This window comes from Nocardia sp. NPDC003345, assembly GCF_053589395.1.
This window is the reverse complement of the sequence record NZ_JBSFRU010000189.1, coordinates 1-12,146: the sequence shown is the minus strand read 5'-3', so window position 1 is coordinate 12,146 and position 12,146 is coordinate 1. Positions and strand designations below refer to the sequence as shown.

The window sequence follows — 12,146 nt, the reverse complement described above, 5'->3', positions numbered from 1 at the left end:
ACGCACTCGTCGAGCATCTGTGCGGCGTCGTCGGGCAGGCCTTGCGTCAGGGCCAGCCAGGAATTACCGGTGAGCGCATCGATCTGCAGCTTGGTGAGCTCAGGGGTAAGCGCATAGGAAGCATCGAGGCAGCGCTGGGTCCAGCGGCGCATTTCCCAAATCGAACCGCTGGTGACGAATGCGCGTAAGGAGATCAGCCCGACACAGATCTCCAAACCGATATCGGCTCGGCCGGTGGTGAGACCGGTCTCGATCGCGGTCACGATGTCATGCCACGACGACCGGGTCCAGCCCCGCAGGTCGTATCCTTCGGGGCCATTTCTGTCGGTGGCCGCCCGAGTGATCTTGTCTCGGTAGTAGTGCAGGTGCCGGGCGGCAAGGCGAGCAGCTTCGTCCGCCGTTGCAGTGCTTCGGTCGCGCAATCGCTGTCCCGCGAAGGCGTGCAGGCTTTCGACCAGTGAATACCGCGCCGCCTCCGCCGTCACGTGCACCGAGACCAGAGAATGGTCGACCAGGCGTTCGAGCAAATCTTCGGTTTCCTGCTCGGGCCGGACGGCACCATCCGGCCGCGAACCGGACTCGGAGGGATCGTCACCGCAGATGGCATGGATGGCATCGAGGTCGGCACCGACGTCCGCGCCGGGTGCGGTGGTGTCTTCCGGGTTGGTGTCGTAACCGACGGCGAAGACCGACAACCGGTCGAACAGCACGCGCTCCTCGTCGGTGCACAGCCGATAGGACCACGCGATGACGTCGGTGACCCCGCGGTGGCGGGGGTCGGCGCCGGATCGGAATCCGTGAGACCAGCCCAGGCGGCTGTCGTCGTAACGTCCGGTCAGCCCGGACAGAATTTTCGCCAAGGGTTGATGGCGCAGCCTCGCAGCGGCCAGTTGGATGTAGAGGGGGTGGTTGTGAACGTGACGGCAGATATCCGCGGCGATCTCGATCTGGGCCGCACCGACAACCGGCCGGCCGGTGAGTTCGGCGCGACTGCGGAACAGGTCCAAGGCATGCTCTCGGGTCAAGGGAGGAACGGGAACGAGATACTCGTCGATCCAGCCAATGGGACCGCGGCTCGTGGCCAGAACGGACAGTCCCGGAATCCGCTCGAAGAGGTCGGCCGCCACCCGGGCCGCGGAGGTGGCGACATGTTCGCAGTTGTCGAGCACCAGTATGGTGTGCGCGTTCCGGGAAAGGGTGTCGACTAAAGTGTCCCATTCCGGCCGATGGGAAAAGTCGGCTCCCACCACCGTATGCGCCATTTCCCGAATTAACGCCGAGGGCTCGGAATCAACAGCAAGCCACGCCAGCCGTACCCAGTACACCCGAGCTCTGCTGGTCTTGGACCTGCCGATACGGCGTACCGCCTCGGCGGCCAGCCGGGTCTTTCCGATCCCGCCCGGCCCGCTGAGCGTAATCATTCGAACCGAGCCCAATCGGGCCTCGATTTTCTCGAGCTCATTGCCCCGGCCGACGAAGGTGCCTGCCGGAAGGGCCTGCAGTTCGGCGATGTCGACCCGACGCCTGGCTTCCACAAGCCTCAGAATATGCCCTGCCCGGCAAACCGGCCATAACGGGCCGAGTGCAGCGATATGTGCCTGCGCGTACTCCGGCGATCCCGACGCGCCACGCATACTCCGCGGATACCGTCGGGGCTCGCCGAACCCGCCCACTCGAACCGGCGCACGTACGCTCGAGGATGCCACCCGAGCCCGGCAACGTATCCGTCAGGGCCGGTCGATTTCGTACACCCGACCTCCACTCACGCATCCAGAACCGTCGGCAGAATCATTCGGCGCACGAACAGGGTTCGTAGCCGTAGGCATCACGCTTTCGGTCGACCGGCGCAGGTCACCGGACGCGGATGAAACTTTTTCACGGCAGCGCGGTGCGCATGCGGCGTGGTCGACTCGGCGGGCATCGGACCATCCGATCGGAATCACCGGAAGGGGAATCGAACCGGCCGACTTTCGGTTGACAGGCACTCGGCCACAGCTTATTTTTGTGGCGTGGTTCATGCTACCGAATCGGCAGCCATCACAATGGCCTGCAGTGCATCGGAAATACCGTGACAGTCACCTGCAAGGAAATCTCCGTCTCTGTCTCCTTGGACCCGGGCGCCCCCGCCGACCAAACTATTAGGGGCGTGTTGCGCGGTCCCGAGAGAGCCGAGAGCGTCCAACTGCTCTCGCACGGATCCACCTACAACCGACATTACTGGGACTTCCCACAGAGAAATTGTGAATATTCTTACGTTGACCGGGCACACGAGGCCGGATTCGCGACTCTCGCCATTGACCGCCTGGGCTACGGGGCGAGCTCCCATCCGATGAGCGGCTCGGTGACCGTCGACACCGGGGCATATGTGACGAGCCAACTGGCCGAGAAACTCCGTAACGGCGAACTCGGCAGGTACCGGCGGGTCATCGGTGTCGGACACTCGTCCGGCAGCGTCGTCCTCCTGAAGCATGCCGCGGTGCACAACAACGATCGCAATCCGGACAATGATCTGGACCTATTGATCGCTACGGGCGTGACGAATGTGAAGGGCCCGTCGGTCCCAGCCTTGCTGGCGCAATTCACGCCGGCGATTCACGACCCCAGATTTGCGGCCAGCGGTCTCGACACAGGATATTTCACAACTCGGGGCGGTCGAGACGAACACGGAAATTCGAATCGTTCGATATTCTACAACCTCAGAAACGCCGATACCGAAATCATTGCAAGAGACGAGGAATTGAAGGACACCGCGTCCGGGCCCGAGGCTCGCGATCTCGAAGCATGGCGGGACGGCCCCCCGGAAAGCAGCTTCAGCACGGAGGTCAGGATTCCCGTACTGCTCGCGGTAGGGGAAGAAGATCAGATCTATTTGAACTCCGGCTTCGATGGGAATCGCTGTCGCGAGGAGCTCGAAGCGTTCGAGAAACCATATTTTCCCAACGCCGATCTACAGGTCATCACCATTCCCGGGATCGGGCACAGCTTGAATCTGCATAAATCGGCCGATGTTTTCTTCGGAGAAGTACAGCGGTATATCCGCGACTACGTACCCGAGTGAAATCCGAGCGATCGAGCCGGCCGGTGGGTGCATACGCGGTAGCAGTTCGAGCGCCCACTGACCGAGCCGCCGAGCACGGCCCCAACCCCGCACCCACAGCGGTCATCGGTGGCCTGCGACCCTACGCGGGCGGACCGCCGGCGCTCCCCTGCGAAGGTTGTTCATCCGAAACGCACTCTTATGCAGTGGTATATCTGTGGCACATCGGCGTCCGGGGTCGCAGAAGGGCGGTGAGGGAGACCAGAATCGCAAAGGGACTCGTGTTCATGACCGGAAGTCAACCCGAGACCCTGCACGTCATACACCATTCATAGTCTCGACCCCATACGCGTGCGTCTACACACCTCGGAACATCCCGGTACATCTCGACCGTCCGGCGCGAACCCGGCCTACTTCCGGTCGTAGTAGTCGCGGCCGGCGGGGTCGTGCGGGTTCCGGTCCAGGCCTACGGCAGGCCGGGCTGTACCGGCTCCACGTCCGTCCCTGGACAGGGGAACACGTCCGGTAACACCGAGTGGCCGACCGGAGATAGGTGTCGGACCGCGAAATTCTTCTCTGACAAGGAGTCCGGCGGATGGGGATCTTTTCTCGGCGGGCGAGCGGCAGCTGGGCCGACTCCGATTTCGTCCCGGTGCAGGTGCCGCGGGCAGGGCTGTCGGTCCTGGATGTTTTCGCCGCGCGCCCCTCCGGATATCAACGGCTCGGGAGCTTGGAGGACCTCCTCGAGGGCGAACACAGCCTTATCGGCTCGCCGTACCTGCGCCGGGGGCTCACCGTCGCCGGTTCCGCGTTCATCGGCGAAAAGAATGTCAAGCTCGGGTTGGGGCTCACCGTTCTGGATCAGATCGCCGGGCTGATGGGGCAGTCCGTATCCACCGCCGGAGCGCACGCCAGAGGAGAGACCCTCGACTACGAGTACGTCGATGTGACACGCGACGAAATCGATCTCTTCGAACTCGATGGATGGATCCGTACCGCCGATCTTCGGACGAACACACAATTCGGCGCTCAGCTCGCGGTGAGCGAGAAAGCTTTTGTCGCCGTCGCGGCCCAATTCGCGCCCACGGTGCGAATTTCGATCACCGGGAAGTCCGATACCGAGCTCACAGTGCGCACAACCGGCGCGGTGGCCGGCCACGTCGAGAGGCAGCACGCGGCGCAGCGTGGCCTCACGGTATCGCTCACCGGAGCGGAGCCGGTGTGTATCGCCCTGATGCTGGTGCGGATCTTCTGCAACAGCCAGGGGTTCTGGCTCACCGCCGAGCCGCATACGAGCGGCGGCTGGATCCGTTCGGGTGACACACCTTACGAGCTGTTCAGTGGCGATCAGCTGGTCGTGGACGCCGAACATGGCTGAAGCCCGGCTCTCGAAGTCACTGAAAGCGCTACAGGTTCAGGCCTGGCGGGCCCGCGGACTGGACCGGCTCTCCGCATTCTGGAATCTCGCGCAGGCGTTCGCGGATATCGGGTGGGCAGCGAACGCGGCGGAATGCTGGGGGCGAGCGGCAGCGTTGGCCGATGATTACCGCCGGTACGACGAATTCATCTCTTGTTCGTACGAAGCGGCCGAGTGGTACCGGTTGGCCGGCTTCGGAAGCACAGCCGGAGTGTTCTTCTACCAGACCATCGATGCCATCGGAAACCCTGGCCGAAACGATCGCGAAACCGAGTTCTTCGCACGATCCGTGCACGGCATCGCGGACCTGGTCGCCGGAGAATGGGTTCTGATGCCCGAATACGATCCGAAGTCGCCCGACCCGAAGTCGCCGAACGTGGTCGCGCTGATGAATACCCGTTCCGGTGGAATCCAGTTCCTTTCACCAGAGGATTGGCAGCAGTTCGGATCCCTCCGCCGCCGCACCGATCGCAGATCGCTGGCCGAGCTCCTGGCCGTCGCGCATCCCATGATCGATATCAGCGCTTCGTCGTTCGAAGACAGGTCCCGCCGGATGCAACGGGCCGGGATGGCCGAGACCCTGCACTGCCGATCGATCGATATCCTCGCCCCCTACGAGACAACACGTCCGGTCGATTCCGGGCTGCGTGAACAACTCGCCCGTGCTCGACAGTGTCACGCCTCCAACCTCCTGCACCAGGACCGTCGCAAAGAGGCATCCGCACTGCTGCGCGATACCTGCCGGCATTGGCTCGTGCAGGACGAACTGGACGACAGTCAGAAAATACGTCTCTCCGGAGCGCTGGAGATGCTCGGCAACATCGGTATGCACGGTGGCCGTGTCGCCGGGGCAGTCGACTATTTCGACCGGGCGACCGAACTACTGGAAAGTATCGCGACCAAGAACGGCGGCCTGTATCTGCACACCTACACCGTGCGGCTGGTCGGCCTCGCACGCCGTGCGGGCACTCCGCAGGAGGCGGACGAAGTACTGATCCGGGCCCGCCATATCGCCGCGCGGATCTCAGATCTCGCGGAACTGTGCACGACCGACCGCACCCTGATGCAGAACTGGACGCTCAAACGCCCCGAATACGCCTTCCGATGGGGTCTGTCGGCGATCTTGGCGTACATCGCCCAGATCGCCCGGGCGGGTCCCGCCGATCGGGAACCGCTGCTACGCAGACTCGGTAGCCTCTACGACGAAGTGTGGGGGCTGGCCCAGCGGGTCCGGATGACCCGCGCGTTCATCGCGTCGCTGGCGTGGATGGCCTACTCCCGGCACGTCGCGGACTACGTGACAGATCAGCTCCGGCGCAGCGAATCCTATGCCGCGCCGATAGCCCCGCCTTCCGAACTGATCTCGCTCTCCCCGGCCGGGCCGGCAGACCCTTGTGAAGGGGTTCTGATAGCGGCCGATATCGGCGACTTCTGGTGTTTCGCCTACCGTGATCGATCCGATCGCTGGGATGTGCTGACCGGATCCGGCGATCTCGTGCGCACGATGCGTGCGGAGTTCTCCCGCGCCGGAATCGATGTGACAGAACGATACCCGGTCGGACCACCCCATTACGAGCTCGACGCCCTGCTGGAAAACTGTCTGGCACCGATGACATCGTGCCTGCCGGTCAATTGCCGCGCGGCGATCATGAGTCGGATCATCAACAATCGCGAACCGGTACGTATCGCGGTGATGCCGTGCGGACCGCTCACCCAAGCCATACCGTGGCCGTTCCTTCCGGTCGACGACGACGGCGAATCCGTGCACAAACGATTGATCATCGACGGGGCTGCGCTCAGCCTCCTCGCTCGATCGACCCCGGGCGCGGCCGGCAGTCCGCCGGATCCGCCCGGCCCACCAGCCGCGATCGGCGCGCTGACCACCAGCGCGCAATCTTTCGACCTGCTCGGCGTAACTCACGTCCACTCGGCACAGGCCCTACTGGAGGGGATTTCGAACGGTGCGCATCTCGTCACCCACATAGCCGGTCACTCACGCTTGCGGACCATCGGCGCCCGGCGCGAGGTCCATGTCGAATTCGGACGGCGCGCGATCTTCAGCGTGCGGGACCTGGAGCGCGTGCACCGGGTCAGCCCCCTGGTCGTACTGTCGTCCTGCATGTCCGCCAGCACCGGATGGGTGCCCGGCGGCGACTGGGGCGGCATGGTCACCGGCTTCCTCAACCGCGGAACCACCTCCGCGATCGCCACCATCTGGGCGATACCGGAGGACGCCGGAACCGCGGCGCTGGACAGGGCACTGGTCGCCCGCCACATCGCGTCCGCCGCTGACGGCCCGCCGGACCAAGCAACGATCCTCCGCGATCTTCAGCTGGAATTTCTCCGCGAATCACGGGCCCCGTCCGAGTCGTCCCCCGATGAGCCGGCCGCAATACGGACGCGACATATCGTTCCGTATTGCTGCGTTGTTGCCGCCGACCTGTCCTGACTGTGACTATCCTGATTTCACCGCGCGAAGCTGCGGATGACAGAACAACGTATATGCGGCCCAGCTGATATCGTGATCGCCGTACTTCTTCCGCACGGCGCAGCGGGCAATCCGTACACATTCCGGGATGGTTCCGCCCTGAGTCAACTCTTCGAAGAAGATCCGGGCGAAAAGCGTGGCGGAACGATCGGTCACCGGCCATCTCGTACCGAGAAAGCCTGCGATGCCCAGTTCCAGCAGACGCTGCGGCCAGCTCTGCCGACGGAACAGACCGAACTCCTCGATGGCCGTGTTGCACCCGTTGAAGAACAAGAACGCGCCTTTCGGCACGTTACCTCCGCACAGGTCACTGAGCCTGATTCCGTCGGGCCTGTTCCGGATCGAACGGTCACGCTCGTCGTCGGTTTCGATCAGCAGCCGACGCGCGTCTTCGTCGAATATCCCGTGCGAAGCTATGTACCACAGGTTTCCGGCGGAGGAGCGCCACTCGCTCAGCAGGGAGTCACGATCCATGGCGAATGGTTCGACAGGGTGCGTGGCCCCTGATCGGCTCCCGAAGACATCGAATATCTCGCTCTCGAATTGCGGGGAGGACGTCACCGAGGATCCACCCCCCGAGCCCCGGACGAAGACCTTGATCGAACCGAGTGGGAACTCGCGCGGGACGGTTCCCACGAACGGCATGATGGTCACCGCGCACTCCGCGGCGAGAAAGGAGCGGTCGGGTCTGCGTGAGGTCGGCAGAATCTCCCAGGGAATCGACGGTTCGTTCGTAGCGATCGCCACTGTCGGAGGATTGCCACCGATTCGCGGCAGCGCCTCCGGCAACCGGCCCCGCAGCAGAGAATCCGACAGCGTATCCGCCAATGCGTCCAATGTGCGCGTGAGGTAGTCGTACTCGTTACGGAACTGGCCGCTCGGGTCGAGCATTCTCGCCCACGCCGCTCTGATCTCGCCGAACGCGTGGGCGACGAACGTCGTCGGCTCCGTATCGATGTGGATGGTGACGACTCTCTCGGGACGCGAATCGGCGGCTTCCAGCAGGTCGACGACGAAACTGCCCCGATCGCGCATCGCGAAGAGATGCAGATCCGCCTCCGCTGGCTCCAGCCTGGTCAGCGACCTGTGGTCGAGGTGGGGCGCCACGCCGCTCCCGGGGGCACGAAACACCACATCGTGCGTCATCAGACCGACCGGTTGATTCGCCGCCAGCAAGGACACATAGATCCGTCCGACATAGTCTCCGTGACTGGCCAGGAGGGTAGCTGTGAACATCGAGCCGGTACGCCGGATGTCACCGGCGCCGCCCTGGAGGACGACTGTCGGATGATCCGCGGTAACGCTGACATCGATGGCGGATTCGTCCACCTCACCGGAAAGGTAGGCGCTGACATGAAATGTGGCGCCGCTCAATGCGGTATCCGGCATCACCATGGTCAGGTCGGCCAGCCCGTCCAGAACATCGCGGCTGTCGACGCCCCGGATATCCGGGGTGTCCACCTCGGGCGCCCGCACAGGAAAAGGTATGTGGCGCAACTCTTGCGCCAACTCGAGTTCGAGCTGCGGACAGTTGGCTGTTTCGTAGTTCATGGCCGCATAGAGGCCCATGAAAGCACAGTCACGGTAGAACAACCTCGGGCTGGACCGGGCGAGTTCTATCGACAGCCTGATCAGCCTTGTCGTGACGAATTCCATCTGGGCGGCCCCGAGGGGCGGGAAGCGCGGGTCGCCGAGACACTCCAGATAGGTGTCGAGTGCGATCAGTCGCTCCTCCGACTCATAGGTCGTGTTCTCCCTTTCGTCTGCCAGCAGCTCGTGGAGATGGCCGATCCACATCGAATAGAACGGAGCAGCGTATCGGGCGTCCGTACGCTCGATCAATATGGAGTGGACGTCAAGCCAGCAGGAAAGGAAATCCTCCATATCGTCCGGGAATGCGGATTTGAGATTCCGGAGGCTGTCGCGAAGGTTTTCGGCGGCCCCGGTCGGTACCGCCCCGAGATACGCCGAGAACGGCGGGCGGTCCCGATTGTCCGCGACCGAGATATAGCGGGCCACCGATAACAATGCGGTCAGCGCCGATTCGCCGTGGTCCTTATCGGAAGGTATCGCCGCCAAGGCCGCCGGGATATCCGACGGCGGCGGCGACTCCGGCCGGGTCGACACGAGATGGCCGTGCGCGACCAGCGCGATATCGGACGGGACGGAATCGGGTCGCCGAGCGAACGACAGGACCGGTCCCGCGGCTATCCGCACCGGCAGATCCCGGGAGTTCGTTTCCGCGATGCGCTCGCACAGCAGCTTCAGCTCAGGAGTGGACAGCGCGCCCAGGAGTGCGGGTTCGTGCAGGGCATCCGCGACAGCCGTGACCTCCTCGGCCGTCACCTCGGCCCGGCCGAATCGTTGTTCCAGCGCGGACAGGCACCGCGAGGCGCTCTCCAATGACGGCGCGACTTTCGAGCCTTCGACCGCATTCCGGATAGCATCGGACGTTGCGCTCCCAGCGTTCACTGTGTTGCCCCCAGTCGGATGAGCTGCGATCTCGCTGCCGGCGAGCATTCGCGCGAATGCCGCGGACCTGCAGAATACTGCAGCGACGGCATACCCCGGTCCCGTACCGGCGCAACCCTCCGCCACAGGAAGTTTCGTACGCACAGGAGCAGTGCCTGGATCCGACGGCCACCGCTTGGGGCCTGATCTTCCCGCCCCCGACTGTCATCACCGGCCGGAACGTTCTTGGCGCCCCCGCTCCACCCCACTTGACTACATACCTGTTGAACGTACCGTTATTCAGCGGTACGGTAACTGATGTATCGATAAGCGCTCAAGAATGCGAACGCCCCGAACACCCGCCCGACCGGGGCGCGACCGAATGAGGACCCACCGATGAACCGAAATCCCGAACAGCGCACCCGCCGTCTGGCCGCCCGGATCGCAGCGATCGCGGTACTCGCCCTCACCCCACTCGTCGCCGTCGCAGGCCCGGCTCTCGCGAGCCCCGGCGATTCCCACGGTTCCGGCCACAGCTTCGGCGATAGCAACGGCTGGGACAGCAACGGCTGGGACGACAACGACAGCCAGGCCTACGACGGCGACGACTGGGGCGACGGCGACGAGTTCGGCTGGGACGACAACGGCCACTACGGCTACAAGGACCACAACCGCCAGAACTACGACGGCTGGAACGACCAGTTCAACACCGGTCACCCCGAACGCGACGACAGCCACCACAACCGCGGCGGCCGGGGTCGCGACTACGACACCCCCGCCGACTGGGATCGCGAGAACCACGGTGGCGGTGGCGGCATCCCGCAGACCTGGAACAAGCCCAACCCCTACATCCCGCCGGCCCCGGCGAACCCGTTCCAGCTCCCGCAGGTACATCTGCCCGCGCTGCCGCAACTGCCCCTGCTGGGCCTTCCCGGCCTCCCCGGGCCCGCCGGTTTCCCCGGTAGCGGCAGCGCCGGCTAGGTCGATAAAGCTACCGTTATATAGCGGGACATCATTAGATGGTTCGCTGGAAACCGAAGCGGCTGGATCCGGATGCCCGGATCCAGCCGTTCACTTCGATCAAGCCGATACAGCCGCCGCATTCGCCTGGCGATCCGCCGCCGCACTCACCTGGCGGCCCGCCGCCGCCAGCACGGCATGTGCGGCATCGGACAATTCCTCCTGCCGCACCGCCCGTTCACAGCGCCGCGCCAGATCCTTGCGGTCCCGGCCCGCGGCTTCGACCGGGGCCAGCACCACCTCCGCGGTCAGGCCACGGGCCCGCAACACCCGGGTGATCGAGCCGACCAGCGTATCGTCGCCGACGAAACCGGGGATCGTGCTGCGGTCGCCGTGCCCGTCGAGATACCGCAACCGGACCGGCTGCACCGGAACCCCGGTATCCACAGCGGCCTGGAAGAGCGCCGGACGCAGGGTCCCGTACGCACGACCGCACCAGGTCGTGCCTTCCGGGAAGAACCCGATCCGCTCCCCCGCCGCGAGCCGGGCACTCACCCGGTCCACGACGGCGGGGAGTTCACGCAAACGTTCCCGTTCGATCGGCACGACCCGCATCACCCGCGCCAATCGGCCGAGTACCGGCCAGTCGATGAGATCGGCGCGCGCCACGAAGGCCAGCGGCTGCACCGACGCGAGCACGACGATATCGGCCCATCCGATATGCCCGCAGGCCACCAGTACCGCGGTATCCGGCTCCGCGAACCGGGGCCGCGCGGCGACGGTCCCGCCGCGCCGGTCCACCACTCGCAGGCGGATACCGCAGGCCCGCAGCAGGGTATGGGCGAAACGCCGCTGCACTCCCGAACGCCGCGACGGCGGCGTCACGACATGAGCCAACGGATAGGCCAGCAGCACCGAGATCGCCCCCGCGGCACGGAACCCGGCCCGGATCACGCCGACCTCGGGGCGATGCTGCACACAACCGGTCACGCACGGGCTGATAGGCATCCACGCGTGCGTCACCGGCTCCGGCACGGATGGCGCCTCGACCGGTGCGATCACGGCCCGCTGCGCGGTGGTCACCGCGCACCGCCGAGGTTGGCGGCGGCACCGCGCAGCCGGTCCAGGTACCGGGTGTTGATGGTGTCCAGACCCAGCAGCACCACGAAATCGGCGACCGCGAAATCCGGGTCGTGGGCGGGTTCGCCGCAGATCTCCGCGCCGAGGCGCAGATAGCCGTTCAGCAGCGGCGGCAGTTTCGGGCGCGCGGGCGCCGGCAGTTCGTCGAGCGGCACGCCGTCCACCACCACGGGCCGGTAGGGCCGTACGCGTTTGCCGGGCTCGCAGGCGTGCTTGCCGAGCAGGAAATCGCGGACCCCGCGGACATTGACGCCGGCGGGATCTTCGGGATTGTTGCGCATCGGCACCGACGCGCAGCCCATGACCCAGTCGTAGCCGGTGAGCTGGATGTAGTGCAGGATGCCCGCCCACATGAGGGTCAGCACCGACCCGTTGCGATGTTCGGGAACCACACAGGCCCGCCCCATCTCCACGATCCGCATCTCGTGCGGATCCAGCCGCGTCAGATCGAATTCGGTGGCCGTGTAGTGCCCGCCGGCCGCCGCGACCTTGTCCGGCGGCAGCATTCGGTAGCAGCCCACGAATTCGCCGGAGACCTCGTCGCGCACCAGCATGTGGTCGCAGTGCTCGTCGAAGCGGTCCGCGTCGAGGCCGGTGCCGTCGTCGGGAATCCGGAAGCCGGGCTCATTGGCGAAAACGTTGTACCGCAACCG

The 12,146-nt window shown here is 64.9% G+C and carries 8 protein-coding genes; 4 read left to right on the top strand and 4 right to left on the bottom strand.

Going from position 1 to position 12,146, the window contains the following annotated elements; genetic code table 11:
• Positions 1 to 1,535: ATP-binding protein (locus tag ACWDU1_RS20205; protein ID WP_450000506.1), on the bottom strand; the 1,535-nt coding region annotated here is incomplete at its 3' end.
• Between the two features lie 533 nt (positions 1,536 to 2,068).
• Between ACWDU1_RS20205 and ACWDU1_RS20200 the strand changes: the two genes are divergently transcribed.
• The 3 genes from ACWDU1_RS20200 to ACWDU1_RS20190 all read left to right on the top strand — a co-directional run bounded on the left by ACWDU1_RS20200 (position 2,069) and on the right by ACWDU1_RS20190 (position 6,903).
• Positions 2,069 to 3,058 carry an alpha/beta hydrolase gene (locus tag ACWDU1_RS20200; RefSeq protein WP_450000505.1) on the top strand — a complete coding sequence of 330 codons (990 nt, stop codon included), beginning with the start codon at positions 2,069 to 2,071 and terminating at the stop codon, positions 3,056 to 3,058.
• A gap of 574 nt (positions 3,059 to 3,632) precedes the next feature.
• Positions 3,633 to 4,415, top strand: coding sequence for a hypothetical protein (locus ACWDU1_RS20195; RefSeq protein WP_450000504.1), 783 nt, complete (start codon positions 3,633 to 3,635; stop codon positions 4,413 to 4,415).
• The gene (locus ACWDU1_RS20190) at positions 4,408 to 6,903 is read left to right on the top strand and encodes a CHAT domain-containing protein (protein ID WP_450000503.1); all 2,496 of its coding nucleotides are present in this window, start codon (positions 4,408 to 4,410) and stop codon (positions 6,901 to 6,903) included. The genes ACWDU1_RS20195 and ACWDU1_RS20190 overlap by 8 nt, the downstream gene beginning before the upstream one ends.
• Positions 6,904 to 6,909: 6 nt before the next feature.
• Here the strand turns inward: ACWDU1_RS20190 and ACWDU1_RS20185 are convergent, their stop codons facing one another.
• Positions 6,910 to 9,462: a CHAT domain-containing protein gene (locus ACWDU1_RS20185; RefSeq protein WP_450000501.1), complete on the bottom strand. Its 2,553-nt coding sequence runs from the start codon at positions 9,460 to 9,462 to the stop codon at positions 6,910 to 6,912.
• A 327-nt stretch (positions 9,463 to 9,789) separates the two neighbouring features.
• Between ACWDU1_RS20185 and ACWDU1_RS20180 the strand changes: the two genes are divergently transcribed.
• Positions 9,790 to 10,374 carry a hypothetical protein gene (locus ACWDU1_RS20180; protein ID WP_450000499.1) on the top strand — a complete coding sequence of 195 codons (585 nt, stop codon included), beginning with the start codon at positions 9,790 to 9,792 and terminating at the stop codon, positions 10,372 to 10,374.
• A 99-nt stretch (positions 10,375 to 10,473) separates the two neighbouring features.
• On the opposite strand, the gene ACWDU1_RS20175 is transcribed toward ACWDU1_RS20180, so the two are convergent.
• Together ACWDU1_RS20175 and ACWDU1_RS20170 are read right to left on the bottom strand one after the other, a co-directional pair.
• On the bottom strand, positions 10,474 to 11,361 hold the full coding sequence (locus tag ACWDU1_RS20175; RefSeq protein WP_450000497.1) for a lysophospholipid acyltransferase family protein: 888 nt from the start codon (positions 11,359 to 11,361) through the stop codon (positions 10,474 to 10,476).
• Positions 11,362 to 11,432: 71 nt separating this feature from the next.
• A partial coding sequence (locus ACWDU1_RS20170) for a GNAT family N-acetyltransferase (protein ID WP_450000495.1) occupies positions 11,433 to 12,146 on the bottom strand: 714 nt, incomplete at its 5' end.

Coding starts and splice junctions, on each gene's coding strand:
- ACWDU1_RS20175 (WP_450000497.1), bottom strand. CDS start 11,361: ATGCCTATCAGCCCGTGCGTGACCGGTTGTGTGCAGCATCGCCCCGAG.
- ACWDU1_RS20180 (WP_450000499.1), top strand. CDS start 9,790: ATGAACCGAAATCCCGAACAGCGCACCCGCCGTCTGGCCGCCCGGATC.
- ACWDU1_RS20190 (WP_450000503.1), top strand. CDS start 4,408: ATGGCTGAAGCCCGGCTCTCGAAGTCACTGAAAGCGCTACAGGTTCAG.
- ACWDU1_RS20195 (WP_450000504.1), top strand. CDS start 3,633: ATGGGGATCTTTTCTCGGCGGGCGAGCGGCAGCTGGGCCGACTCCGAT.
- ACWDU1_RS20185 (WP_450000501.1), bottom strand. CDS start 9,462: ATGCTCGCCGGCAGCGAGATCGCAGCTCATCCGACTGGGGGCAACACA.